Origin of the sequence: Desulfosceptrum tomskiensis (assembly GCF_049818055.1) — a bacterium.
GTDB lineage: Bacteria > Bacillota > Desulfotomaculia > Desulfotomaculales > JASEER01 > JBFLVT01.
Genome location: NZ_CP187479.1, coordinates 2,045,650 through 2,071,313, shown reverse-complemented (window position 1 = coordinate 2,071,313; position 25,664 = coordinate 2,045,650). Strand labels below are relative to the sequence as shown.

Below are 25,664 nucleotides of genomic sequence, written 5' to 3'. Positions count from 1 at the left end.
GGGGGGAGGGAATGCCGTGCGCCAGGGGGGAGCGGTCAAGGTCGCGGCCCTTTTTGTGGGGGCGGTCATCGGGGCGGGCTTTGCGTCCGGGCAGGAGATCCTGCAGTTTTTCGGGGTTCACGGCCGGTGGGGACTGTACGGCGCTTTACTGACCATCGCGGCCTTTGCCGGCCTCGGCGTCAAGGTGCAGGTAACGGCCGTGCGGCTGCAGGCGCAGAACTACCGTGAGGTCTTCGACTATTTTCTGGGGCGCCGGTGGAGCGCGGTCATGGACGCCGCCAGCGTGTGCATGCTCGCCGGAGGCCTGGCCGTGATGATGGCGGGAAGCGGCGCCGTGCTGCACGAGCAATTCGGCCTCCCCACGTGGGGAGGTGTGATGCTGCTGGCGGCCCTGGTCATCCTGGTGCTGCTGCACGGGCTGACGGGTGTGGTCGCCGTTAACGTGGTCCTGGTTCCCTTGAAGATCATCCTCGTGGCCGGCCTATCCGCCGCGGCCGTCCTTCTCTACGACGGCCCCCCGCCGCCGGCGCTGGCGCGGCCGGATGGTATTTCGGCGTCTTGGCTGGGTTCGGCCCTCTTATACGTCAGTTACAATATGATCGTGCCGGTTGCTGTCCTGTCCTCCCTGGGCAGGTACCTCACCATCAGAGAGGCCGCCGCCGGGGCCGTCCTCGGCGGCGTGATCCTCGGTTGCGCGACGACGCTTGTCGCCTACGCCATCCTTACCTATTTCCCGCTGGTGAGCGGCTACCAGGTGCCGCTCTTGCAGGTGGCCGGGATGGTGCACCCGTACAGCCGCATGCTCATCTCGGTCGTCGTCTGGATCGCCGTCTTCACGACGGCTGTCGCCAACGCCCACGGGCTGGTAAGCCGTTTCGCCCCCCAGGGTACTCTCCGCTACAAGCGGGCGGGGATTTGTTGCACGCTGCTCTTGCTGCCCCTGGCGTTCTTCAAGTTCTCCCATTTGATCGGCTTCATTTATTCCCTGTTCGGGTATGCCGGATTGGTCCTGCTTGCGGCGGTCGCCTTTCATTCCGCGGCAGGTTTTTGGCAAAGACTAAAGAATAGGCACTAAAAATCAGCACTGAGCACTAGGCATTCAGCTTTCAGACCACCTATTTGGCTGATTGGTTCTTATCCGAATGCTTAACGCTGAATGCTCAATGCTGTTTTCTCCCGGAGGGAGAAAAATGAACTGGCTTGATGCCGTCCTTCTCATTATTTTGGGGTTAAGCGCCTTTAGCGGTTTTTGGCGCGGGCTCATGCGCAGCGTGGCCGGGCTGGCGGCCCTGGTCTTCAGCTTCGCCGCCGCGTATTACTATTACCGCCCGGTGGGAGAGTATCTCGAACGCAGCTTCGGTTTGGGAAGTTGGCTCACCCGGTACTTCAGCGAGCGGCTAGGCGGGCCGCCGCCCCACGAGCCCGTTACGGCCGTCCTGATGAATGTGGGGGACGGTGCCAACCCGCTCGACTTGCTGCTGCAGTTCATGTTTTTCCAGGGGGGGCAAAACTTCTTGAACCAGGCGTTCGCCTCGGTCCTGGCGTCCGCGGCGCTGAACGCTATCGCCTTCCTGCTCGTTTTCACGGCCGTCAACCTCGTTATCGGGGCGGTGGCCAATACCGTCCCGGGCGTGCCGCTGCTGGCGCCGCTTGACCGGGCCGGCGGGTTTTTCTTCGGCCTGCTGCGCGGTTTTCTGGTGGGAATGGCCCTGGTGGCCGTGCTCCAGCTTTTGGATGCGGCCGGCGGGGCGGCGGCGCCGACCCCGTTTTCCGCGGGCCTTGCCGGCTCGCTGCTCGCGCCTTCCTACCTGGCCGCTTTTAATTATCTGCTGGCGCTTATGCTTCCGGTTCAACACCGCACAATATAAAAGACATCAATCAGCGAGGAGGATGCAGATTTATGCCCGATAATAAAGTCAGCTGTTGGCCCAGGATTTCCGCCCCGGAGCGCGAGGCGGCCTTTGCCCTGGCCGAGACTTACAAGGAGTTCCTGGACCGGGGCAAGACCGAAAGGCTTGCTGCGGCTGAAGCCGAACGCATGGCGGTTGAACGGGGTTTCCGCCCTCTTTCCGAAGGCGCGGCCTTGCAGCCGGGGGACAAGGTGTATGCCGTTAACCGACACAAGACGGTCATCTTTGGCGTTATCGGGGACGAACCCCTCGTCCGGGGGCTGCGCATCGTCGGGACCCACCTGGATGCGCCGCGGCTCGACCTCAAGCCCGAGCCGCTGTACGAGGAGGAAGGCCTAGCCTTTTTCAAAACGCACTACTACGGCGGCATCAAGAAGTACCACTGGCTGGCCATCCCGCTGGCCCTGTACGGGACCTTCCTGAAGGCCAACGGCGAGAAATACGAGCTGAGCATCGGCGATCACCCGGGGGAACCCGTTTTTACGATCACCGACCTCCTGCCCCACCTGGCCAAGGACCAGGTTGACAAAAAATTGGAAGACGCCTTCCCGGGCGAGAACCTGAACGTGCTCGTGGGGAGCATCCCCGCGGGGCGCAAGGAAAACGAAGAGAAGCAGGCCGTAAAGAAGGCCGTCGCCGAGTACCTGCTCACGGCCTACGGCTTGCAGGAAGAAGATTTTATCAGCGCCGAGGTCGAGGCTGTGCCTGCCTGGCCGGCCCGCGATGTCGGCCTGGACAGGGGTCTGGTCGGGGCCTACGGGCAGGACGACAGGGTGTGCTCGTTCGCCGCTTTGCAGGCCGTTCTCGGCGTAGAAAGACCTCGCCGGACCTGTCTGGCGGTTCTGGTCGACAAGGAAGAGATCGGTTCCGCGGGCAATACGGGAATGCACTCGCGGTTTTTTGAAAACACCGTGGCGGAAATCCTGGCGCGGACCGGGCAAAATTACTCCGACCTCGATCTCCGCCGCTCCCTCAGCGCTTCCAAGTGTTTGTCCGGCGACGTGAATGCGGGGCTCGACCCCAACTACGCGGAGGTCCTGGATAAGTACAACGCGGCGCGTATCGGTTACGGGGTCGGCCTGACCAAGTACACGGGCGCGAAAGGTAAATTTTCGGCCAACGACGCCAACGCCGAGTTTGTTTACGAGATAAGGGCCCTCTTCAACCGGAACGGGGTCCTGTGGCAGACGGGCGAGCTGGGCAAGGTCGACCAGGGCGGAGGCGGGACGATAGCCCACATTCTCGCCGCCTTCGGGATGGACGTCGTGGACTGCGGCCCCCCTGTGCTGAGCATGCACGCGCCTTTTGAACTGGTGAGCAAGGTGGATCTGTACATGACCTACCGGGCCTACCAGGCGTTTTATAACGACTGAAGCGAGAAGTGAGAGGTCAGAGGTGGGTACTTGAAGGAATCTGCAGAGCGAATGCCAACTTATATTCCCACTTCCGACTTCCCACATCTCACTTCTGAGATGCCGGGGGTGAAAGCCGTGTCTAAGTACGAGGTCGGTGATATCGTCAGGCTGAAAAAGCTCCATCCCTGCGGAGGAGACGAATGGGAGATAATGCGTACCGGCGTGGACTTCCGGCTGCGCTGCCGTCGGTGCGGGCGGGTGATGATGCTTCCCAGGCCGAAGTTCGAACGCAGTGTCAGGCGAAAGCCTGATCCCGCGGATTGAACGGCGGCAGGCGGTCGCCGGCCGGATTTGAAGGGATTCTGCAGAAGAATCCCTTTTGAATTTTCTAACAGCCAACGGTTGACAGCCAACTCTCCCCATTCTCATTGCTCAGTGCTCAACGCTTAATGCATCCAGGCCGGGTACTACCGGCCCAAAATTACTGGCAAAAGTTGTAAGCGTGAGCAGCAGAAACGCTGTGGCAGGAAGGACAAGTCCGGGTGACCTAATTTCCATAAGCTGTAAAATATCGGGTTTGCAGCCGTGTGTTATGATATGGAAAAAATTACCTAAGTCAGGCTCACCTCGACAAGCATCACAAAAGATTTCAACAAATTGGGTAGCGCTGCGGTTTTCACTGACAAAAGAATATCGTGAGAAAATATCTTGCCTCAACACTTGCTTACCGGGGCCACAGACCGGCTCTCAAAGCAGGGGAGCCGACAACCCCGAGGGTAAACGCAACAACGGCGGACTAATGTTAATTCAGTTTTCCAGGTTTCCGGCGGCCTATTATTACCGCTTATCAGCCGAGGGGTGCAAACCGATGAGCTTCAAAAGATTGCTGGCCCTGCTTTTAGCCATAGGGATCTGTCTTGGGGCGGGAATGGGCATAGAGGCCGAGTACGGACTCTGGCAGCCTGCCTCCCAACAGGCGGGAGACTACATAATAGGAATCGTGTCGAGTATCCCGTGGCCGAGCGTCTCCACGCTGATGGCGGTCGCGGCGGGAACGGCGGTGCTCTGGGCCGGCCTGAAGGTTTATACGCGGGTCAGGGGCAACAGGCAGCGTTTTAACCGTTCTTCCTTGAAGGAGCGGGCCATGGGACATCGCCCGTCGAGGCGGGCGCACGCGGGCAACCGGTAAGCCCGGCAGAGGGGGGTGAACTCTATTCCAGTCGTAGAGTTGTACCCATTACATAGGATCCTTGTCCAGGGAATACGCTGGGTCGTCAAGGCCCAAGGCTGTTAGCGTTTAAGACCGGCTGTCGCGCCGGTAGCCTAGGCACAAGGTTTGCCAGGCACGCGAAAAAGTCTGGATGGACAATTGAATAGCGAGGCATTTGGTTGTGCTAGATAGAGAAGGTTGACGTGGGCAAAAAAGTGGGTATAAAGAGGGTTTGACACCAAAGCAGCCCGGCACCGGTCCATATAGAGAAGAGCGTTAACGCAGCGCTACCCAAACATCCCAAGGCCTGAAAGGGCGTGACATAGATGGCGGTGAAGGAAAAGAAGGACGCGAACGGCAAGGTCCGGCGCATGGTGAGAAAAAAAGCGTCCGTGCCCCGGTCCCGTTCCGAAACCAGATCGTCATGGGCATGTGTCAGGGCAGCTGGTGCTACGGAAGAACCCCTTGATATCGGTTACCGCCCGCCGCCGCGCAAGGTGTATGCCGATAAAGCGCCGATATTGCGCAGGACGTATGCCCAGGAAATCAGTGAGCCTATAGAACCTCCGCGGATCCTCTTAGTGCTCTGGGAAAAGGCGTCGCGCCTTCTAAAGGCGACGCGAAGGGTTGTCGGTCTTGGTGAACGCAAAGGCCTCGCGGCAGCCGTACTGCTGGCTGCGGCGGCAGCCTTTGCAGGCGGTCTCATCGTGCAGTATGTCTTTAATCCCGTTGTAACCTTGCTTGCGTACCTTGCGGCGGCGCAGGCCGTCGTTGAAAAGTGGCTGAGCCCGGCTACGCGGTCGACCCTGATTGCCGGGGGGATTCTCGTGGGCATCGGGCTCTGGCTGGTTTTACAGATGCTGCGCAAGCCGGCTGATGCGGTCCAGTGTGCGACCTGCCGGGACAAGCCGGTGATTCCCAAGGAGATGCTGGATCGGCACGCTTAGGCAGCCTGTTGAGGTGAGGTGGTGAGTGTCTTAAGCGCGATTGGTCTCTCTTCCATTACGAACGGCCGGCCTTACATTTACACCAGTGCCCCATAACTGGTGGCGCCGGTACCCCTTCGGCGCGTAGAACCATTGCTTTTAACTGTAATAAGGTAGGCCCTTTGTCGACGAGGGCCTACCTTTGTTGCCCGGCGCCAAGCCGGGCAATAAAGGGGTCAGAGGCCGGAAGTCAGAGGTTGGACCTAGAAGCGACCGCTCCCAATCACAAGTTTAAAATTTCTTAGCAGTCCGCCTTGCGGGCAGTACTTAACGGTTAGCATAAAAGAGATGCTGTTCCGAAATAAGGACGCCCTTAATGGACAAAGCACAGCGTTAAGCGTCAATAGGTTTCTGACCTCTTTCTCTTGACGTGGGCGGCGCCATCAATTATAGTTATGGGTGATCTGCAACTGCCGTTTATTGCAAAACCCCGGGGCTGTTCAAAAACGAGCGTGGCGCGGAAGGCGAAGCTGGCCAGCGCGGAGCGTACTGGGTCGTACGTGAGCACTGGACGGCGAGCATGACAAGGCCAGGCGAAGTTTTTCAACAGTCCCAACTGCCGTATCCCCCTGCTCTATCCCGGGAGATAGGGCCACAGTCCGTAGGGAGGAGGTGAAATCGTGCGGCAATACGAGGTTATGTATATCCTTCATCCCGAACTCGAGGAGGAAGGATTAGCTGCGCTTACCGCGAAGTTTCAGGAAGTGGTGACGGCCGGAGGCGGCGAGGTCACCAAGCTGGACAAGTGGGGTAAGCGCCGCCTGGCTTACGAGATCGACCACGTGCACGATGGCTATTACGTGGTGATGAAGTTCAAGGCGGAACCCGCCGTAGCCCGTGAGCTCGACCGCGTCCTGAAGATCACCGATGGGGTGATCCGTCACATGATTATCAGGGAAGACGAATAGGCGGTGGCGAGATGTTGAACAGGGTTATTCTCATCGGGCGCCTGACAAGGGACCCCGAACTGCGGTACACCCCCAACGGGGCAGCGGTCGCTCAATTCACGCTGGCCGTCGACCGTCGTCCCGACCGCCAGGGCCAAAAGGCCACCGACTTCATCGACATCGTCACATGGCAGAAACTGGCCGAGGTCTGCGCCAAGATTCTTACCAAGGGACGCCTGGTGGCCGTGGAAGGCAGACTGCAGATCAGGTCGTATGACGACAGCCAGGGCATCAGGCGCAAAGCGGCGGAAGTCGTCGCCGAAACGGTCAAGTTCCTTGACCGCCCGAAAGACAGGGATGGCGTGGACACGGACGATACCTTCGGGACCGAGATAGATTTGTCGGGTGACGATCTGCCGTTTTAGATAGCATTCGGCATTCGGCGTTCAGATAAGGCTGACCGGATTGGTGCTTACCGCTTACTCTGAGTGCCGACAGCCGAAGGCCGAGTGCCGAATACGCCGGCGAAGCCGGCTTTGAGTCGGCAGCCTAATAAGGAGGAAGTGTATGAAACGCGAGAGAGGCCGCCGCAGGAAGCGCGTGTGCAGCTTCTGTGTGGATAAGGTACAGGTTATCGATTACAAGGACGTCAATCGCCTGAAAAAGTACATCACCGAGCGCGGCAAGATTCTCCCGCGCCGGATATCCGGCAACTGCGCCGGGCACCAGCGGGCGTTGACGCTGGCCATCAAGCGCTCGCGCATGATGGCGCTGCTTCCGTACACAATGGACTAAGCGATTGACCATTGTTCAGACAAGATTAAGGTTTACAAGTTAGCAGGATAGAGATTATAATAGCGGCAAATCCGGCGGCCGAAGCCGCCGAAACCTGACGACCGCGGTTTGGACGTGTACCACGGAGGTACAAGACCGGTGACACCAGTGCCTCTGTGGTTTTGTTTTTGTACAAGTTTAATAGCACGACATTTGCCTGGAGCGAAAAAGAAGGCCACGGAGGTGCTTCCCTTTGTGGCCTTTATTATTTGTTTTTTCGTACAAGGATTGTCAGTAATGAAGAGATATTTGTTGAGGCGCATCCTCTGCCTGGTACCGGTGGTATTGGGTGTTTCCGTCATCACTTTCGGACTGGTCAGGCTCGCGCCCGGAGACCCGGCGGAGATGATGCTGCGCGCCGGAGGGATGGAACCTACAAGAGAGGCTGTAGAGGCTTTACGTGAAGAAATGGGCCTGGACGACCCGGTACACGTGCAGTACGGGCGCTGGCTCCGGGGCGTGCTGCATTTGGATCTGGGGACATCTTTCCGCACCGGGAGCCCCGTGGCCGCCGAGCTTTTGTCACGTCTGCCGGCGACCCTGGAGCTGACCGCTGCAGCCCTGGTTATTACGGTTCTTCTTGCCGTGCCGGCCGGTATCTTATCGGCCCTTTACCGCCATGCCTTGGTTGACCATTTGAGCCGTTTTTGCGCTTTACTGGGCGCCTCGCTGCCCGGTTTTTGGTTGGGACTGATGCTTATCTACCTTTTTTCGGTAAAGCTGGGCTTTTTGCCGGTGATGGGGCGAGGGGGACCGGAACATCTGGTGCTGCCGGCCGCGACGCTTGGGCTGGGGATGGCTGCTTCCTACGCTCGCATCTTGCGCGCCGGCATGTTGGAGACGCTCGGACAGGATTACATAAAGGTCGCCCGGGCCAAAGGACTTAAGGAGAAATGGGTTATCGGCCGGCACGCGCTGAAAAACGCTGCTCTGCCGATGATCACTCTTTTCGGCATGGGTATCGGCTATCTCTTGGGCGGAACAGTGATTGTGGAGACTGTCTTCGCCTGGCCCGGAGTGGGCAAGTTTGCGGTGGACGCCATTTTCAACCGGGATTATGCGGTGATACAGGGTTACGCTTTCTTTATGGCTCTGGTTTTTGTCCTGGCCAACTTGCTGGTGGATATCTCTTACGTTATTCTCGATCCGCGCGTCCGGTTGGAAAGGGCGGGGCCGAGATGACGGCGGCAAAACTAGGACAGCCGGACCCTGTTGCACAGGGCCTGCTGCTTTCCGCGGCAAAGAGACTGGCGCGTGACAAGCTGGCCCTCTTGGGCATGGGCATCATCCTGACGGTCGCGGCCCTTGCTTTCCTTGCTCCGTACATCGCTCCCAACGACCCGCTGAAGGTGGACCTGGCCAGGCGGCTGGCCCCCGCTGACGCTTCATTTCCCCTTGGCACCGACCATTTGGGGCGCTGCATCTTTTCCCGCCTGGTCTACGGGGCGCGGGTTTCGCTTCCTGTTGCGGGCTTGACCTTGGCCGTCATCATGCTCATTGGCATTCCTATCGGTGTCATTTCGGGTTATTGCGGGGGAAAGGCAGACGCCATCATTATGCGCGTTGTGGACATACTGCTGGCTTTTCCCGGCCTGGTCTTGGCCCTTGTCATTGCCGGTATGCTGGGGCCGGGCCTGATCAACGTATTGATTGCCCTGGCCGCAGTCTGGTGGGTTGAGTATGCCCGGTTTGTCCGGGGTATCGTCCTGGCGGTGAAAGAAAAGGAGTTTGTGCTTGCGGCGAGGGCTTCCGGCACGTCGGATCTGGGCATTGTCACCCGTCATATCCTGCCCGACGTTCTTTCGCCTGTCACCGTTCTGGCGACCCTGGACATGGGCAAGATGATTCTGGCCATCTCCGGCCTGTCTTTCCTAGGACTCGGTGCTCAGCCACCGACGCCGGAATGGGGGACAATGCTCAACGACGGACGGCCCTACATGCAGGTGGCGCCTCACCTGATGCTTTATCCCGGACTGGCCATCATGGGGATTGCATTGGCTTTCAACCTTTTGGGTGACGGTCTCCGCGACGCCCTTGACCCCAGGTGCACGGCACGGGTGTAAGGAGGTAGCTGCATGCCCGGTGATACCATTTTGCAGGTATGCAATCTGACCACGCAATTCACCGGACCAGGGGGCGTGGTTAAAGCCGTTAACGGCGTGACTTTTCACGTTAAGGCCGGGCAAACCTTGGGCGTCGTGGGGGAGAGCGGCTGCGGCAAGAGCGTGATGTGCCTTTCTCTCATCGGGCTCATTGACCCGCCGGGACGGATCGCCGGCGGGGAAGTCTGGTTGGACGGGAAAGAACTTCTTCGTCTTTCGCCCGGAGAGCTGCGGAGGGTGCGGGGCAGAGAAATTGCACTTGTCTTTCAGGATCCGATGTCTTCCCTTAACCCTGTGCTTACCGTCGGCACGCAGCTTACCGAAACCATTGTTTCGCACGTGCGTGTATCCAGGGCCAAAGCACGAAGAGCGGCTCTGAGGCTTCTGGCCGGGGTGGGTCTGCCGGATCCTGAAAGGCTGATGCGGCGTTATCCTTTTCAGCTGTCGGGAGGTATGCGCCAGCGGGTGATGATCGCCATGGCATTGTCCTTGCGGCCCAAGGTGTTGATCGCTGACGAACCCACCACTGCGTTGGACGTCACCGTGCAGGCGCAAATCCTGGGAGAAATGAAACGGCTGCAGAAGGAACTGGGAACGGCCCTGATTCTTGTCACCCACGACCTGGGAGTTATTGCGGCGATGGCCGATACGGTGGCGGTGATGTATGCGGGCAGCATCGTAGAGTACGGTCCCTGTACCGAAGTTTTTACGCATCCCGGTCATCCCTACACAAAGGCGCTGCTGCGGGCGGTGCCCAGGCTGGGTGCGGATGACGGCCTGGTACCAATACCGGGACAGCCGCCGAATCTGCTGAACCTCCCGGACTGTTGCGCCTTCTTGCCCCGATGCCCGCTATCGGGCGAGGAATGCCGGGGGAACAGACCTCGATTGCACGTATGCGGCCCGGAGCATCGGGTGGCCTGTCACCGGTCGATCGGAGAGCTTCAGCCGTACGGGGAGGATCTGTATGAGCCTGCTGCAGGCCGTCGATTTGGTTAAGCATTACGGCGGGGATGGCGTGTTTTTCGGGGGCGGGAGAAGAAAGATACGGGCCGTTGACGGTGTTTCCCTTTTCCTTTCGCGGGGCGAAACCCTGGGGCTGGTCGGGGAAAGCGGCTGCGGCAAAAGCACCCTGGGCCGGTTACTCTCACGCCTTGAGGAGCCGACGGCGGGGAAAATCTTTTTCGCCGGCGAGGACATCACCGCCTGGACGGGGAAGCGGCTCCGGGCGCTTCGAAGGAGGATACAGATCATTTTCCAGGATTCCGGTTCTTCACTTAACGGCCGCCAAAAAGTCGGGGCTATTCTCGAGGAGCCGCTGGCCAATTTCGGGATGGAAAAGGCAAGGCGCAGAAAGCGGGTGCTGGAGCTGTTGGCGACGGTCGGCCTGGAGCCGGAGCATGCCTTGAGGTATCCTCACGAGTTCAGCGGCGGCCAGCGCCAGCGCATCAACATCGCCCGCGCCCTGGCCTTGCAGCCCGACCTCATCGTTTGCGACGAGCCGGTGTCAAGCTTGGACGTTTCCATCAGGGCACAGGTTCTTAACTTGCTGCACGAACTGAAGAAGCGCTTCGGCCTGTCTTATCTTTTTATTTCCCACGATCTGGCATCGGTACACTACCTGGCTGACCGGGTGGCGGTGATGTATTTGGGCAGGATTGTGGAGGTGCTGACAGTCCGCGGGTTGTTGGGCAACGCCCTCCATCCGTACACACGGGCGCTTTTGGCGGCGGTGCCGGTTCCCGATCCTCAGCGGGGTGCATTTTATCGAGAGGCAATACAGGGGGAGCCGCCAGACCCGGGAAGGCCTCCTGCGGGTTGCCGCTTTCATCCCCGCTGCCCTTGCGTCCGGGATCAATGCCGGGGTGTTGAGCCCGTCCTCCGGGACGTCGCGCCGGGGCACAAGGTGGCTTGTCATTTTGTTTGAAGCCAAATCCGGCGGGATGCAGGTTGGTCAGTAGGATAATCCGGAGAAAGGAGGTGTTAAAGCGTGCGGGAAAAGAAAGACATCCTGCTCTTGGCAACCTACGGTATGGAAGTGGTGGAATGCGGAGGTACTCTGGCCAAGCACGTGCGCGCCGGCGGAAAAGCCCATGCGGCGGTTGCTCTCGTGAGACCTGAAAACAAAGAACAAGTGAGAAGGGCGGGAAGGGTTCTCGGACTGGAAGTGAGCTTTCTGGGGTTTGAAAGCGGGGAAGTGCAGGCCGATGCAGCTTCGAAAAGCAAAATCGTGCGTCTCATCAGGGAAGTCCGTCCGGACATCATTATTACCCAGGATCCCGAACATTCCTTTCTTGATCTCGACCCCGATCGCAGGGAGGCCATGATTTTGTACCTCGAAGCTGTCAGCCTGGCCGGAAGAGATTGGAGAATCACGGAATGTGGCGGCTTTGAGCCGCATTTGGTGAGAAGTATCTATTTTATGACCCCGGAAAGACCGAATTGCCTAGTCGATGTCGCGGAGGTCTTTTCTCTCAAGGAGCGGGCGATGGCTGAGCTGTCGGGTCAGCTTGCCTTCACCGCGAGGGTCATCAGCGGGATGGTGCCGGTGTCCGCCATGCCCTATCTGTTGGCTGATTACCAAAAGATCAAGGATGACCCCGTAGACCTGGGCCGGGCTTTGCACCGCGAGATGGATAGAGCCTTTTGCCTGTACCATGGTCTGCTCAGCCACTCGGGTTTCGTTTTCGCCGAGCCTTTTCGCCGTCTTGGCCGTTTCGAGCTGGAATACCTGCTGTGATGCCAGTACACCCTGAAAACAGCAATGAGGTGAAATAATGAGACAGATCAAGCTGATTGCGTGTATATTGGTTATTGCTGCGCTGATTGCCGGATTTGCGGGATGCAGCAAGCAGAGCAGTCAGGAGGGCGCGAACCTCCAGGTCAAACAAGAGCTTGTGGTCGGGTTGGCGGCCGACGCCAATGAACTCAAGTTCAAAGAAGTGGGTATCGGGTCGCCGAATGCCAATATCTACGAAAGTCTCGTCAAGCTCAACGCCGACTACCAGGTGGAACCGCTCTTGGCCACCAGGTGGGAGTACAGAGGCAGCAACACCTGGAGGTTTTACCTGAGGGAAGGCGTCAAGTTTCATAACGGAGAAGAGTTGACTGCGGAGGCGGTCAAGCAGTCCCTGGAAGAGGAAATACGTCCCAGCGGTAAGTCCATCCTGAAAATCGAGAAGGGCTCCGTCAAGGTTGTCGATAAACATACGATCGATATCGTCACCACAGAGCCCAACATGCGCGTCCCGGAGATCCTGGCGCATCCCCTCTACGGAATCCGAGCGCCGGGTGTCGATCCTGTTGCCAATCCGACCGGCACAGGCCCGTTCCGTTTCGTCCGCTACGAAAAAGATAAAGAACTCGTCGTGGAGCGCAATCCCGACTACTGGGGTACACCGCCCAAGCTGGATAAGGTGACTTTTAAGTACATTCCCGATCACAACACGCGCCTGATGGCCCTTCAGGCCGGAGAAGTAGACGTGGTAAAGGAGATCCCCCGCGAAATGCTCGGGCAGGCCAAGGCGATGGAAGGTGTCAGACTGGCAACCGCCCCGCAGGGCCCGTATGTGGCACTGTCCCTCATGGTCAACGGGAAACCTCCGCACGACATTTTGCGGGATAAGACAGTACGGCAGGCCATCGGGTGGGCTATCGACCGCGAAGCTATTATCCAAAAGGTGTGGGAAGGCAACGCGGACGAGAGTCAAACGGTTATTCCCGCCGGGATTCTGGGGGAGCACAAAAACCTGGTGCAAGGATTCGGCTATGACCCGGCAAAAGCCGGACAGCTGCTTGATGATGCCGGCTGGAAGCCCGGACCCGACGGTATCAGGACCAAAAACGGCAGACGGCTGGAGCTTACGCTGGTTTCCGGTTTTCCTTCGGCCAGCGTGTTGAAACCTTTGCCCGAAGTCCTGCAGCAGCAGCTTCGTGACGTCGGCATTGATGTCCGTATTGTGGAGGTGGCTGATGACGGCCTGTACTACGGCAGGCTGGAAAAGGGCGAAGGCGACCTCTGGTTGGAGCGGGGGAATCAGAATAACGGCGACCCGACCTTCCTTCCGGAACTCCTGTACCACAGCCGGGGATACCAGGGGTCTACTTACAACAAGCCGTTCTGGCCGGGGGAAGAGTTCGACCGTCTTATTGACGAGGCCAGGAACAGTCCGGATATCCGCGAGGCCGCCCGGCTTATGGCGGAGGCTATGCACATTCTGATTGATAAGGAAAGCACCGTCGTGCCTATTGCCGCCCTTTACAACGTCTATGCCGTAAAAGAGAAGGTCCAGGGACTCAGCCCTCATCCCGCGGATATCAACACCAGATGGGATACTGCTTACATCAAAGGATAGCGGAAACAGTATGCGTGTGCCGAAGAATGCAGAGGTGAGAATTCCTTCCGAGGGCACCGTCCTTGCGGGCACGCTTCTTATGCCCGCCGGTGAGGGACCGTTTCCGTGCGTTGTGATCGCCGGGGGAACAATGTCGCACACCCGCGACGGCCGGCTCATTGATCCGGAGAGAGTTGTTCCGGAACGGGACGCCCTCAAACGGCTGGCGACGAGGCTGGCGGCGGCGGGGTACGCTTCCATACGCTGGGATAAGCGCGGCTTCGGCGGTACTCCGCCGGGGCCGCGGCCCGCTACGTACAGGGATGAGACCGCTGATCTGATTGCCGTTATGCACTTCGCCCGCCGCCACCCCGCTGTCTCGCGGGTGGCGGTCGCGGGCGAAAGCGCCGGAGGGTATGTTGCCTGCCTGGCGGCGAAACGGGGCGTTCCGGCGGACGCCTACATCTTCTTGGGAGCCTTGTGCAGTCCCATTGAGGATCTGTTCGCCTACAATTACGGCCGCTTAGTTGCCTACGCTGCGCAAAGCGAAGAAAACCACCGGTGGGCGCAAGAAACCTCGCCCTTCGGTCTGGCCCTGGGACGGCATTACAAGGCGATGATTGAGGCGGCTTTGCGCGGGGATGAGACCTATGTTCTGAGGTACGGCGACCGGGTACGGACGGTGCCGCTGGACCGGTGGCGGGAAGAACTCGCCGAGCCGCCGCACGAACAGTTCCGGTATATCGCCGGGCCGGTACTGATCCTGCACGGCGAGCGGGACATGAACGTCCCTGTGGAGCACGCGGCTAGAATCGAGAAAACCGTCAGGGCCGCCGGAAACAGCTTTGTGACGAGGATCGTGATCCCTCATGCCGACCATAGCTTCCAGGTAGCGGCCTCAGACGAAGACATGCGCATGCGGGAAAGGCATTCCTGTGAGAGCTTCAACAGGAGGTATCATGAGGACCTTTACACGGCCCTAGCAGCCTGGCTGAGAAAGGTTACGCCCACTGGGGCAAAAAGCTCTCACGCGCCGCATCCTATCATTCACAAGCCGCGCCCGGGGAGCATGGCATGGGACGGTATACGGGTGGTCGGCGATGTCACCGATGCCCGCCAAAACCCCGGCGTGACCACCCTGGAAGGACGTATCGGCCCGCTTCTGAAAGGGGAAGGTTGCCAGGCCCATTATATTGAAATGCCGCCGGGACTTTACTGTGCCGAACACCCCCACGCTACCGAGAGCCTGATCTACACCGTGCGCGGCCGTTGGGTGCTGGCGAGCGGCGGCGTAAGGAAACTCATGCGGCCGGGTTCGCTTTTCTGGTTTGGGGCGGGCGTGCCTACCGGGTATGAGGTACCTTTCGACGAGCCGGCCTTTATCCTGATCTTCAAGGGTCAGCGGAGCGAAGAGAGCGACGAGGCGTTTTTCGAATATTTGCGCCGGCTGGCCGGTCGCCTGGAAGAGGAGCGGGCCGGCGGGCAGCCGTTCACGTTTGACGAATTGCCTCCCGAACACCCGGCGTGCGTCTTTGCCGTCCGCGTGAATACCGACTGCGGAGCCTGAGAAAGCGTTCTCCGGAAGCCGGCGGCGGCCGCGAAAAGGCGGCGGCCGCCCGCTACAGGTATGCTCCCTGAAGCTCTTTGCTCAGGCGGGCGATTTCGTGCGGTGTAACTTGCGGGAGTCTGTTGTATTCGGGGTTCAGGCAGGTGCCGGGGCGAAACCCCTGCAGGCGGTGGTTCCCGGCGTTAAGGCCGGGAAAAGCCTTCACCATCTCCGTCAGGAGCTCCGGGGTATGCAGGCCGGGGACTACCGTGGTGCGGACGTAGCCGCGCTTTTGGCGCAGGACGGCGGCGATGGTTGCAGCCACGTTCTCGGGGTTGTCGCAGCTTACCAGGCTGCCGTAAAGCCGCAAAGGGGCCTTGTAGTCCACGGCCACGGCGTCGACCAGACGCCGGTCAAGAAGCTCCCGCACCACTTCGGGGCGGGAGCCGTTGGTGTCGAGCTTGACGGGGAGGCCGATCTCCTTCACGAGCGCCAGGAATGCGGTCAGGCCGGGAGAAAGCGTGGGTTCGCCCCCGGTGACGACCAACCCGTCCAGCATGGCCCGGCGTTGTCTGAGATACTGCAGGACACCGTCTGCCGTGACAAGGGGAGCAGATCGTGAGGGCTCCACGAGATCGGGATTCTGGCACCAGGGACAGCGGAAGTTGCACCCCCGCAAGAAAACCACGGCCGATACCCTGCCCGGCCAGTCCACGAGCGAGACTTTATTGAACCCGGTGCATTCGATCACGTGCGATGCCTCCTGAAGCCTCGCCGCCCGCATTTCAGCCAGCCGTTTTACAGCCGAAATGCTTTGCGCCGGCCGTATTCGGCCTTTTTCCCCTCGTTCCACTGGCTGACCGGGCGGTAATAGCCCACGATGCGCGAATAAACCTCGGCGGTGCCTCCGCAGCGCGGGCATTGCCGGTGTTCGCCGCTGATGTACCCATGGCTTGCGCACACCGAATAAGTCGGCGTGACCGAAATATAGGGCAGGCGGAAGCCCTCGGTCACCTTTTTGACGAGCGCGGCGCAGCTTTCGGGGTCGGGCAGGGCCTCGCCCACAAAAATGTGGGCCACCGTCCCGCCCGTATACATCGTCTGCAGCGGTTCCTGATGTTCGAGCATGGCGAAAACGTCGTCGGTCTCGTCAACCGGGAGCTGGGTGGAGTTGGTGTAGTAGGGCGCCGCGCCTTTTCTCCATGCGTCTTCGTTGGCCGCGAGTATGCCCGGGAATTTCTTCTTGTCGATGCGGGCCAGGCGGTGCGAACACCCCTCGGCGGGCGTCGCCTCCAGGTTGTAGAGGTTGCCAGTGCGTTCCTGCACGCCGGCCAGAAACTCCCTCAGGAAAGCGAGTATGCGCTTGGCGAAATCCCGGCCTTCCGGCTCATAGATGCTTTTACCGTGGAGGTTTTTAACCGCTTCGGCGGCTCCGACCAGGCCAATGGTGGCGAAGTGGTTGGTCCAGTAATGCCCCGTTCGCTCCTTGACCTCCCGCAGGTAATGGCGTGAGTACGGATAGAGCCCGCCGCCGGTGAGCCTTTCGAGCACGCGGCGCTTAATCTCCAGGGACGTCACAGCGATGGATGCCAGATGGGCCAGGCGGGCGAAAAAGTCCTGTTCGTCCCGCGCCAGGTACGCCAGGCGCGGCAGGTTCAGCGTGACCACCCCGATGGAACCCGTCAGGGGGCTTGCGCCGAAAAGCCCGCCGCCCCGCTTTAGAAGCTCTTTATTGTCGATTCTGAGACGACAACACATCGACCGCACGTCTTCCGGCCTGAGATCGGAATTGATGAAGTTGGCGAAATAGGGCGTCCCGTATTTGGCCGTAACGGCGAAGAGCTTTTGTGCTACAGGACCTTTCCAGGCGAATTCCGGTGAAACATTGTAGGTCGGAATAGGAAAGGCGAACCCTCGCCCGCAGGCGTCGCCATCCATTAGCACGTCGGCGAACGCTTCGTTGATCAAGTTCACTTCTTCCTGAAAGTCACCGCAAGCCGTATTTAACTCCCGGCCGCCTGCAACGGCGGGTTCGTCTTTCATAAAAGCGGGGATATCCAGGTCCATGGTGATGTTGGTGAACGGTGTCTGGTAACCCGTCCGGGTGGGTACGTTTAGATTAAAAACAAACTCCTGAATGGCTTGCTTTACTTCCTTGTAGGTTAGATTGTCGGTACGAACGAAGGGGGCGAGAAGCGTATCGACGTTGGAAAAAGCCTGCGCCCCCGCGGCTTCGCCCTGAAGAGTATACAGGAAGTTGACCATTTGACCCAGCGCCGAGCGGAAGTGTTTGGGCGGCCCGGACGATACCTGGTTGGGCACCCCGCCGAAACCTTCTTCAAGGACCTGTTTGAGATCCCACCCTACACAATACACACTCAGGTAACCGAGGTCATGGATGTGAAAGTCGCCTTCGAGGTGCGCCCGGCGCACTTCGGGAGGGTAGATGCGTTCCAGCCAGAAGTGGGCGGCCGCGGTGTTGGAGATGTAGCTGTTCAATCCCTGCAGTGAAAAAGACGAATTGGCGTTCTCGGCCACGCGCCAGTCCGCCTGGTTGAGATAGGACTCCACCAGGTCGCAGCTTACTAAAGACTTCATTTCGCGCATCTGGCGGTGCTGTTCGCGATACAGGATGTAGGCCTTGGCGGTCTGATGATAGCCAAGTTCCATGAGACTTTTTTCGACCAGGTCCTGTATTTCTTCAACGGTGGGGGCGGCAATGCCCCGGTTTTCCAGAGCTTCGATCACGCGCTGCGTTACCGCCGGGGCGGCGTCAGTGTCCGCCCACCTGGCTTCTCCCGTAGCCTTAAAAGCTCGTGCAATGGCATTAGTAATACGCATACTCTCGAAAGCTACTATACGCCCATCGCGTTTTTGGATCGATGTGATCATGGTTGCCTCCTTGATTAATTAATTTGGGCATATCCTCGTTAAAAACGTGTTAAGAGTGTTTACCGCTTAAGAAACTGACATTTTACCGGTTCGCGCTGACATAAAAGCACAAAGACCCTGCCCCGGTTAACTTGGGGAGGGTCCCAGCATGCAAAATCCCAATATCTCCTACCGCCTATGCACGTTAAAGACAAGCGTACCGGTGGAGCCCTTGGTTTCGAACACGCCGCTCCCCGCCTCTCGACCGGAGGCAAGAGCACTAAATAAGCAGGCAGGTCTCCTGGCTCGCGGTCATCGCCGCCGCCCGCCTTCCCGCTCAGCACTCAAACGAAACCGAGTGCCGGCAGTGGCATCCTGGGGGGCGGCTCAACGCTCACAGTAGCGGGACTGCTCAGGACTCGCACCTGATTCCCTATTCTCCCCTGGAGACCGTTGAAAAGCTTCGCCTGGCTTTGAGAAGTGTGAGGCGAGAGGTCAGAGGTGAGTATCAATGAAGGAATTCACCAAGCGAATTCTAACCCTGTGTCCCCACTTCTGACTTCCCACGACTCACATCTCAAAGGCCTTTCGCGCCATGCTTGCTTTTGAACGGTCTCGGGCTGACTCTTCGGCGTCAGCCCGAGACTCAGGCACATTGCTCCAGTAGCGCAAATCTTGTGGGTTTTGCAACGGCCTCCTGGCAAGGGGCACCTGCTTATCCTTAATATGTTAGAGCCATTCTAGCACGGGCGCCGGCGGCCGTCAACTGCCGCGGGGGGAGCCCCGGCGGAGAATGTGCCCGTAGCCCGTGCCTACTTGCCGCCCGATTGCCCTCAGTTCTCGTTCCCATCGGGCGAAGGATGCTTCACCTTCGCCCTGCGGCCGGCTGCGGCCGGGATAAATAGCGTAATGCTGCCGGTACGGCGCCGGCGTGACGTCCGGCATCACGACGTTCGCACCCGCGGCCAGCGCCCGACGCCGGCCGTCCGGATCGAGGGTGGCCAGCGCCGTTGTAGCCGGCAGGTGGGTGTGCGGCAGCAGCAGGCGGGTTACCGCGAGGACTTTGAGCGTTGTATCTGTCGATCCTGGGGGAGAGCTGCCCAGTGGTGTATCGGGATGCGGAATGAAGGGGCCGATACCGGCCATTTCCACGCCGATGCTTTGGAGCAGAAAGATGTCGGCGGCGAGTGTTTCGCAGGTCTGACCGGGGAGGCCGACGATGCTGCCCGCGCCTACTTGGTATCCGAGCTCCTGGAGCCAGCGCAGCCTTTCAAGGCGGCTCTCGAGGGTGGTTCCGGGGCGCAAGCGTGCGAAGAGCGCCGGATCGGCTGTCTCGTGCTTCAAGAGGTAGCGGTCGGCGCCGGCGTCGCGCAGCCGCCGGTAATCGTCCCTTGAACGGTCGCCGAGGGAAAGGGTTACGGCCACATCCAGCGTTTCTTTGATCCGCTTGACCACGCGGGCAAGGTCGTCCAAAGCAAAACCCGGATCCTCGCCCGACTGCAGGACGATGCTGCGGTATCCCCCCTGGCGCGCCCGGTGCGCGGCAGCCAGGATCTCCTGCGGCGTCATCCGGTAACGCCGGATGCGGCGGTTATCCCGCCGCAGACCGCAGTAGAGACAATTCCTTGCACAGTGGTTGGAAAACTCGATGATCGCCCGCAGGTGCACTTCCGGTCCCAGGTGTGCGGCCCGCACCTGGTCGGCCGCCCGGAAAAGCGCCGCCGCCTCCTCTCCTTCGGCGCCGAGAAGAAGAACGATCTCCTCCCGCGCGAGCGTGTGGGCTTCGCCGGCCTTGGCCAGCGCGGCGGCGAACTCCGGCCGCAACATATCACTCTCCGACCGGCCCGCGGAAGCGGACCGGCAGCGCGTCCTCGTCGTCGTCGTCCTCCCCTGTTGCGGTGCCGAAGGCGGCCAGGGCCGCCGGGAAGGGGGAAAGCGCCCGGCGCAGAACGCCGTGGATGTGCGCCATAAGCACGCCGTAGTTGACGATGGGCACACCTGCATCCCGGGCCTGCATGATGCGGGAGAGCATCTGCCGTCGGTTCAGCATGCACGCCCCGCAATGGACAATCAGCTTGTAGTCCCCGAGGTTTTCCGGGAGCGGACCGCCGCCGGCCGCCACGTCGAAGGAGAGCTCCCCGCCCACCGCCTGGCGCAGCCAGCGGGGGATCTTGACCCGGCCGATATCGTCCTCGACAGGGTGGTGGGTGCAGGCTTCGGCGATGAGGACCCTGTCACCCGCCCGCAGTTTGTCTACGGCACCGACCCCGGCCACCAGGGTATTCAGGTCGCCCTTGTAGCGGGCCATCAGGATTGAGAAGGAGGTAAAGAGCACGTCGGGAGGGGTGTCCGCGGCGGCCTTGAGGTAAGCCGAGGCGTCGGTGACCACCAGGCGCGGCCGCCTGACCATACCGTCGAGCGCGTGGCGGAGTTCGCGTTCCTTGACCATTACGGCGACCGCATCGTGTTCAAGAATGTCACGGATAACCTGCTGCTGCGGCAGGATGAGCCTGCCCTTCGGCGCCGCCTTGTCGATGGGAATCACCAGGACCACCGTGTCGCCGGGCGCGATGAGGTCTCCCGCAATGGTCGGCAGTGCCCAGTCCCCGGGCGTGTGACGGACGATCAACTGTTTGAGACGGTCGATGCCGAGACCTTTCAGCGCGCTGACGGCCGTCCAGGGTATGGGCAGGACCGCCGCCCAGGCCGAAAGGGGCGGGTCCGGGTGGATGTCAAGTTTGTTGGCCACGCCGATAACGGGAATGTTGCGGGCGCGCACCATGGCCACCATGTCCTCCTCGTATTTGCCGGGACCATCCGCCGGGTCGACCACCAGGAGCGCCAGGTCCGTCTTCGACAATACCTCGAGGCTCTTTTTGACCCGCAGGGCTCCCAGATCACCGGTGTCGTCAAGACCCGCCGTGTCGATGAGCATCACCGGCCCGAGGGGCAGGATCTCCATAGCCTTGGCTACCGGGTCGGTGGTCGTGCCGGGAACATCGGCCACGATGGCGATCTCCTGCCCCGCCAGGGCGTTGATCAGGCTCGATTTCCCGGCGTTGCGCCGGCCGAAGAGGGCGATGTGCGGTCGCTGGCCGCGCGGGGTGGCGTTCAGATCACTCATTCCCGGTTCCCTCCTCCTTTGCGTGTTGCCGAAGCCGCAGTGCGGCCTCCCGTACTGCCCGCAGCAACTCTTCCTTTTGACCCGGCGGCAATTCCTCCGCGCCCGCGTAAAACATCCAGAGACCTTCATCTATTTCCACCTTCTCCGGCGGCAGGTAGGTTTCTTCGCCGTGGCCTCCCAGGTAGTGCAGGCGGTGGCCGAGCGCCCGGGCGAAATAAACCTTCCGGACCCCGAAGCGCTCGCAAACCGCGCGGGCCAGGGTGCCGAAAACGTCAGAATTTGACATCGCGTTCTCCCGCCTCCACCTGTTGCAGCAGTTTGTGCAGCTGCGGTGTGCGCTTGGGCATCTTCTGATTGAACCACTCCAGGTAGTGCCCGATGACTTCCTCGCCCAGGGCCCGCGTCTGCGGCGAAGCGTAATCGAGCAGGTATTCTTTAAACGTGAGCGCCGCGTTCGGGATGCAGAAGTTTTTCACCAGTCCCTTCTTGGCAAAGGACATGAAGTGGCACCCCGTGCGCGCGGCCCGGTAGCACGAGGTACAGAAGGAGGGGATGTAGCCGTCCTGGCAGAGTTCGTAAATGAATTCGTCGAGCGAACGGGTGTCGCCGAGCTGAAACTGCTGCCGGTCCGGGATGTGCTCCCGCTCCATCTCGGCATAGCCGCCCACGGCGATGCGGGAGCCGGCGTCCACTTGCGAAATCCCCAGGCGGATGGCTTCCCGCCGGAATTCCGGCCGTTCACGGCAGGTAAGGATCATACCGGTATACGGCACCGCGCACCGCAGGACGGCGATGACTTTCTTGAAGTCTTCGTCACTGACCAGGTAGGGCGAGTTTGTCGTGAGAGGCGTGTTCAGGGCCGGTTCGAGCCTGGGGAAGGAAATGGTGTGCGGTCCCACGCCGAACTCCCGCTCGAGGTCCCTGGCGTGGATAATGAGGCCCAAAACCTCGAAACGCCAGTCGTACAGACCGAAGAGTGCGCCGATGGCCACGTCGTCGATACCCGCCTCCTGGGCCCGGTGCTGGGCAAAGAGCCGCCAGCGGTAAGAGCCTTTGGGCGTGTTGGCCGGGTGCATTTTCCGGTAGGTGGCATGGTGGTAGGTCTCCTGGAAGACCTGGTAGGTACCGATGCCGACATCCTTTACGCGACGGTATTCCTCCACCGTCAGCGGAGGTGCGTTCACGTTCACCCTCCTGATCTCCCCGCGCCCTTTCTTGATGGAGTAGATCTTTTCGATGGTGCGGCACATGTAGTCGATATCGCTTTCCGGGTGCTCCCCGTAGACCACGATCAGACGCTTGTGCCCTTTCGAAATGAGGATCCTGACCTCCTGTTCCAGTTCTTCCAGAGAGAGGGTTCTTTTGGTCACCGCGTCGTTGGTGTGGCGAAAACCGCAGTAGGCGCAGTTGTTCACACAAGGGCTCGACAGGTACAGCGGCGCGAAGAGCACGATCCGGTTGCCGTATACCTCTTCCTTAATCCAGCGCGCGGTGGCGAAAACCTCCTGCACCAGCTCGGGGTCGCGGCAGTTAATCAACACCGCCGCCTCTTCCGGTGTAAGACCCTTCAATTCCCGGGCTTTGGCCAGGACTTCCTCGATCTGTGGTCGGTCGGGATGGGCCCTGCTTTCGAGGATGCGCCGGATTTCGTCGTCGTCTATAAAGTCCGTCCGCTTTTCTGTTTCCTCGTACTTTCTGATTACTGCCGTACGCTGCTCGCGCCAGGCTTGCTCTTGCGGGGTCACGCTAGCTCTCTCCTTTCAAATCAGGTCAAATCAGGTTCTTTTATCGGCCGACCTGTTCCGGTTTTCGAAAAGATCACCACCTCGCTTCCGCCGAAAATAACGCGCACCGGCGATACCCGGCGTGGTCAGTTCCTCGGGGCGCAGTATCACCTCGATCTCGTCGGGGGAGAAGAGCCCTTCTTCAACCAGGAGATCGGTCACCGGACGCCGGGCGGCCGCCGCCCGGAGTACCAAGGCAGTGGCTTTCTCATACCCGATGTAGGGAACGAAGGCCGTAATCACGCTCTGGCTGGCGTCCAAAAGTTCCCGGCAGCGGGCGGCATCGGCCTCGATGCCCCGGATGCATCCGGCGGCAAAGATGTCAACCGCGTTGGCCAGCAGCGTTAAAGACTGTAGGAGATTATGGGCGATCAGCGGCAGAAAGGCGTTGAGCTCCAGTTGTCCGGAGGCGGCGGCTATGCCGACGGCCGCGTCGTTGGCCATTACCTGGAAGGCGACCTGGGTCACCATCTCCGGAATAACGGGGTTCACCTTGCCGGGCATGATCGACGAGCCGGCCTGCGCCTCGGGGAGCCTGATTTCGGCGAGGCCCGCCCGGGGGCCGGAAGAGAGGAGGCGCAAATCTCCCGTGATTTTGGCCAGGCTGACCGCCGCTGCCTTCAGGAATCCGGAGACTTCCGCAAAGATGTCGGCGTTTTGCGTGGCCTCGAAGGTGTTCTCAGCACGCGAAAGGCCGAACCCGGTCAACTCACGGAGGACCTCGATGACACGGTATGTATAGCGCCGGCTCGCGTTCAGCCCCGTGCCCACGGCCGTACCGCCCAGATTTACCTGCCGCAGCCGCTCCTCCGCTTTGTAGAGACGCCACCAGTCACGGGCCACCGCTTCGGCCCAGGCGCCGAACTCCTGGCCGAGGGTGACCGGGACGGCGTCCTGCATTTCGGTGCGGCCGGTCTTCAGAATGCGGGCGAACTCCTTCTCCTTGGCCTGCAGCGCCCCCTGCAGGCCGGCCATCGCCCGGGCGAGCCGCCGCACCAGCTTGATGGCGGCGACCCGCAAGGCCGTAGGAAAGGTGTCGTTGGTGGACTGGCCCAGGTTGACGTGGTCCAGGGGGTGAACAAGCGAGTAGTCGCCCTTTTCGCCTCCGAGCAGCTCGATGGCCCGGTTGGCGATGACTTCGTTGACGTTCATATTGGTTGAGGTGCCCGCGCCGCCCTGGAAGGCGTCGACCAGGATCTGGTCCCGCCACATCCCTGCGGCCAGTTCTTCCGCCGCCTGCGCGATAACCGCCCCGCGCCGCGCGTCCAAAAGCCCGGTTTCCATGTTGGCCAGGGCCGCCGCCTTTTTGACCAGCGCCAGGGCCCAGATCAGGTCGGGGTGGACCGCGATGCCGGAGACGGCGAAGTTCTCCCGCGCCCGCAAGGTGTGGATGCCGTAGTAGGCGTCGCGGGGTAGGGCCGCTTCACCGAGCAGATCTTTTTCCGTTCTGAGGGAAGGGGAATCCGAAAAAGTGGTCTCCACAGTCAGGTGCGCCTCCCCGTCAAAGCACTTTTTACCTTCACGCCCGGCAAGGCCCCGAGTTTACCCGTCAAGGCGCCGATGGCGTCGGTGCTCCCGTCAACGATAAGTGCGATCACCGAAAAGTTTTTCTCACGGTAGGGAACACCCATACGGCCGACGACAATATCGGCATGCGCGCCCAGGATCTCGTTGACCCTAGACGCCATCTCCCGCCGGTTTTCCACTACAATGCCCAGAATCCCGATCCGAGTCTCCATGTAACATCTCCCCCAAGAATTTCAGAAGCCCACCCCGGCAAAAAGGGTGGGCCCGCCATCCCTTGCCTTCAGGTAAACCCTCCGCGCAGGACATCGGTATACAGCATGCAAAAAGGCCACAAGGACTGTCCCCGGGTTTCCCGGGGAACGAAGACCTTCGTGGCCTTTTATAACCTTCGCGGTTAGACCTAACTTGTTACAAAGCGCCTATTCGACGAGAACTGCCGAACTTCCTGCTGAACGAGAACTAAGTTCCTGAGATCGTCCCCAAATCAAAAGTAAAAATGTTTTTGAAAGCAGCAGGATATTTTCCGTCAACAGCGAACCGATTATAAATTAAATTAAACGCATAATCGGAACAGCAGTAGTACGAAGCTATTGTTTTCCGTGATCATGTGAACCCATAAAAATTAAGAGCGAACAAAAGACCACGAAGGTCGGCCGAAAGGTATCGAATGCTTTCGTGGTCTTTTCTTTTTGGGGGTGAGGTTTGGAAAGACCGAAAGTTTGTTCGCGGGCTGAGGGACAGGTATGGCAGGAAGGAGTGAGCGGCGATGAAGAACGGTTTTGAACCGAAGATTATCGCGTTTCTATGCAACTGGTGCAGTTACGGCGGAGCGGACCTGGCCGGGGTCAGCCGGTTCCAGTATCCGCCGAATATCCGGGCGATCAGAGTGATGTGCACCGGAAGGATTGACCCGGGCTTCATTTTCAGAGCGCTGATGCTCGGGGCGGACGGAGTTCTAGTGGCCGGCTGTCATCCCGGTGACTGCCATTATGTTAAGGGAAACTACTACGCCGAGCGCCGGATCAGAATCTTGCGGCGCCTTTTGGAGTGGGTGGATATCGAGCGCGAGCGGCTCTGGGTGCGCTGGATATCCGCGGGGGAAGGTATCCGGTTTGCCAGCACGGTCAGGGAATACACGGATTTTTTGCGCGAACTCGGACCCAACACGCAGCGTTTCGCCGAAGCCGACATCGA

At 60.1% G+C, this 25,664-nt stretch carries 24 protein-coding genes, 1 pseudogene and 1 riboswitch; of the genes and pseudogenes, 17 read left to right on the top strand and 8 right to left on the bottom strand.

The genetic code is table 11. The annotated features are described in order from the left end of the window. Nucleotides 1-16: 16 nt before the first annotated feature. From ACPV0M_RS10505 to ACPV0M_RS10430, 16 genes are all read left to right on the top strand, one after another. Nucleotides 17-1,075, top strand: a complete 1,059-nt coding sequence (locus tag ACPV0M_RS10505) for a YkvI family membrane protein (RefSeq protein WP_425620589.1) — start codon at nt 17-19, stop codon at nt 1,073-1,075. A 115-nt stretch (nt 1,076-1,190) separates the two neighbouring features. Beyond that, complete coding sequence (locus tag ACPV0M_RS10500; protein ID WP_425620588.1) at nt 1,191-1,868, top strand: CvpA family protein; 678 nt, start codon at nt 1,191-1,193, stop codon at nt 1,866-1,868. Between the two features lie 32 nt (nt 1,869-1,900). Beyond that, the gene (locus ACPV0M_RS10495; protein WP_425620587.1) at nt 1,901-3,283 is read left to right on the top strand and encodes an aminopeptidase; all 1,383 of its coding nucleotides are present in this window, start codon (nt 1,901-1,903) and stop codon (nt 3,281-3,283) included. Nucleotides 3,284-3,400: 117 nt separating this feature from the next. Next, on the top strand, nt 3,401-3,589 hold the full coding sequence (locus ACPV0M_RS10490) for a DUF951 domain-containing protein (protein ID WP_425620586.1): 189 nt from the start codon (nt 3,401-3,403) through the stop codon (nt 3,587-3,589). Nucleotides 3,590-4,133: 544 nt separating this feature from the next. Then, entirely contained in the window at nt 4,134-4,454 is a 321-nt protein-coding gene (locus ACPV0M_RS10485; RefSeq protein WP_425620585.1) for a hypothetical protein, read from the top strand. A gap of 347 nt (nt 4,455-4,801) precedes the next feature. Continuing rightward, entirely contained in the window at nt 4,802-5,422 is a 621-nt protein-coding gene (locus ACPV0M_RS10480) for a hypothetical protein (RefSeq protein ID WP_425620584.1), read from the top strand. 659 nt (nt 5,423-6,081) lie between these two features. Next, nucleotides 6,082-6,369 carry a 30S ribosomal protein S6 gene (rpsF, locus tag ACPV0M_RS10475; protein ID WP_425620583.1) on the top strand — a complete coding sequence of 96 codons (288 nt, stop codon included), beginning with the start codon at nt 6,082-6,084 and terminating at the stop codon, nt 6,367-6,369. Between the two features lie 11 nt (nt 6,370-6,380). Then, nucleotides 6,381-6,773, top strand: coding sequence for a single-stranded DNA-binding protein (locus ACPV0M_RS10470; protein ID WP_425620582.1), 393 nt, complete (start codon nt 6,381-6,383; stop codon nt 6,771-6,773). 142 nt (nt 6,774-6,915) lie between these two features. Then, the gene (gene rpsR / locus ACPV0M_RS10465) at nt 6,916-7,143 is read left to right on the top strand and encodes a 30S ribosomal protein S18 (protein WP_425620581.1); all 228 of its coding nucleotides are present in this window, start codon (nt 6,916-6,918) and stop codon (nt 7,141-7,143) included. A gap of 276 nt (nt 7,144-7,419) precedes the next feature. Then, nucleotides 7,420-8,364, top strand: a complete 945-nt coding sequence (gene nikB / locus ACPV0M_RS10460) for a nickel ABC transporter permease (protein WP_425620580.1) — start codon at nt 7,420-7,422, stop codon at nt 8,362-8,364. Further along, entirely contained in the window at nt 8,361-9,245 is an 885-nt protein-coding gene (gene nikC / locus ACPV0M_RS10455; protein ID WP_425620579.1) for a nickel transporter permease, read from the top strand. The genes nikB and nikC overlap by 4 nt, the downstream gene beginning before the upstream one ends. A gap of 12 nt (nt 9,246-9,257) precedes the next feature. Then, the gene (locus ACPV0M_RS10450) at nt 9,258-10,283 is read left to right on the top strand and encodes an ABC transporter ATP-binding protein (protein ID WP_425620578.1); all 1,026 of its coding nucleotides are present in this window, start codon (nt 9,258-9,260) and stop codon (nt 10,281-10,283) included. Next, nucleotides 10,252-11,211 carry an ABC transporter ATP-binding protein gene (locus ACPV0M_RS10445; RefSeq protein WP_425620577.1) on the top strand — a complete coding sequence of 320 codons (960 nt, stop codon included), beginning with the start codon at nt 10,252-10,254 and terminating at the stop codon, nt 11,209-11,211. Before ACPV0M_RS10450 ends, ACPV0M_RS10445 begins: the two co-directional genes overlap by 32 nt. 63 nt (nt 11,212-11,274) lie before the next feature. Further along, on the top strand, nt 11,275-12,024 hold the full coding sequence (locus ACPV0M_RS10440; protein ID WP_425620576.1) for a PIG-L deacetylase family protein: 750 nt from the start codon (nt 11,275-11,277) through the stop codon (nt 12,022-12,024). Nucleotides 12,025-12,061: 37 nt separating this feature from the next. Next, nucleotides 12,062-13,639, top strand: coding sequence for an ABC transporter substrate-binding protein (locus ACPV0M_RS10435; protein WP_425620575.1), 1,578 nt, complete (start codon nt 12,062-12,064; stop codon nt 13,637-13,639). A 10-nt stretch (nt 13,640-13,649) separates the two neighbouring features. Further along, nucleotides 13,650-15,185, top strand: a complete 1,536-nt coding sequence (locus tag ACPV0M_RS10430; protein WP_425620574.1) for an alpha/beta fold hydrolase — start codon at nt 13,650-13,652, stop codon at nt 15,183-15,185. Nucleotides 15,186-15,237: 52 nt separating this feature from the next. Here the strand turns inward: ACPV0M_RS10430 and ACPV0M_RS10425 are convergent, their stop codons facing one another. From ACPV0M_RS10425 to ACPV0M_RS10390, 8 genes are all read right to left on the bottom strand, one after another. After that, nucleotides 15,238-15,915, bottom strand: a complete 678-nt coding sequence (locus tag ACPV0M_RS10425) for an anaerobic ribonucleoside-triphosphate reductase activating protein (protein WP_425620573.1) — start codon at nt 15,913-15,915, stop codon at nt 15,238-15,240. A 47-nt stretch (nt 15,916-15,962) separates the two neighbouring features. Continuing rightward, the gene (locus tag ACPV0M_RS10420) at nt 15,963-18,056 is read right to left on the bottom strand and encodes a ribonucleoside triphosphate reductase (RefSeq protein ID WP_425620572.1); all 2,094 of its coding nucleotides are present in this window, start codon (nt 18,054-18,056) and stop codon (nt 15,963-15,965) included. A gap of 253 nt (nt 18,057-18,309) precedes the next feature. Next, a riboswitch (cobalamin riboswitch) is annotated at nt 18,310-18,500 on the bottom strand. A 297-nt stretch (nt 18,501-18,797) separates the two neighbouring features. Then, entirely contained in the window at nt 18,798-19,862 is a 1,065-nt protein-coding gene (hydE, locus tag ACPV0M_RS10415) for a [FeFe] hydrogenase H-cluster radical SAM maturase HydE (RefSeq protein WP_425620571.1), read from the bottom strand. 1 nt (nt 19,863) lies between these two features. After that, nucleotides 19,864-21,159, bottom strand: a complete 1,296-nt coding sequence (gene hydF, locus ACPV0M_RS10410; protein WP_425620570.1) for a [FeFe] hydrogenase H-cluster maturation GTPase HydF — start codon at nt 21,157-21,159, stop codon at nt 19,864-19,866. Then, nucleotides 21,152-21,445 (bottom strand): hypothetical protein, encoded by a 294-nt coding sequence (locus ACPV0M_RS10405; RefSeq protein WP_425620569.1) that lies wholly within the window; start codon nt 21,443-21,445, stop codon nt 21,152-21,154. Before ACPV0M_RS10405 ends, hydF begins: the two co-directional genes overlap by 8 nt. Next, complete coding sequence (hydG, locus tag ACPV0M_RS10400; protein WP_425620568.1) at nt 21,432-22,904, bottom strand: [FeFe] hydrogenase H-cluster radical SAM maturase HydG; 1,473 nt, start codon at nt 22,902-22,904, stop codon at nt 21,432-21,434. The genes ACPV0M_RS10405 and hydG overlap by 14 nt, the downstream gene beginning before the upstream one ends. A 30-nt stretch (nt 22,905-22,934) precedes the next feature. After that, a complete protein-coding gene (locus ACPV0M_RS10395; RefSeq protein WP_425620567.1) occupies nt 22,935-24,425 on the bottom strand; it encodes an aspartate ammonia-lyase in 1,491 nt (496 codons plus the stop codon). Nucleotides 24,426-24,427: 2 nt separating this feature from the next. After that, nucleotides 24,428-24,682 (bottom strand): TM1266 family iron-only hydrogenase system putative regulator, encoded by a 255-nt coding sequence (locus ACPV0M_RS10390; protein ID WP_425620566.1) that lies wholly within the window; start codon nt 24,680-24,682, stop codon nt 24,428-24,430. Between the two features lie 554 nt (nt 24,683-25,236). Between ACPV0M_RS10390 and ACPV0M_RS10385 the strand changes: the two are divergent. Further along, a pseudogene (locus ACPV0M_RS10385) lies at nt 25,237-25,644 on the top strand (hydrogenase iron-sulfur subunit); the annotation flags it as partial. Between the last annotated feature and the right edge of the window lie 20 nt (nt 25,645-25,664).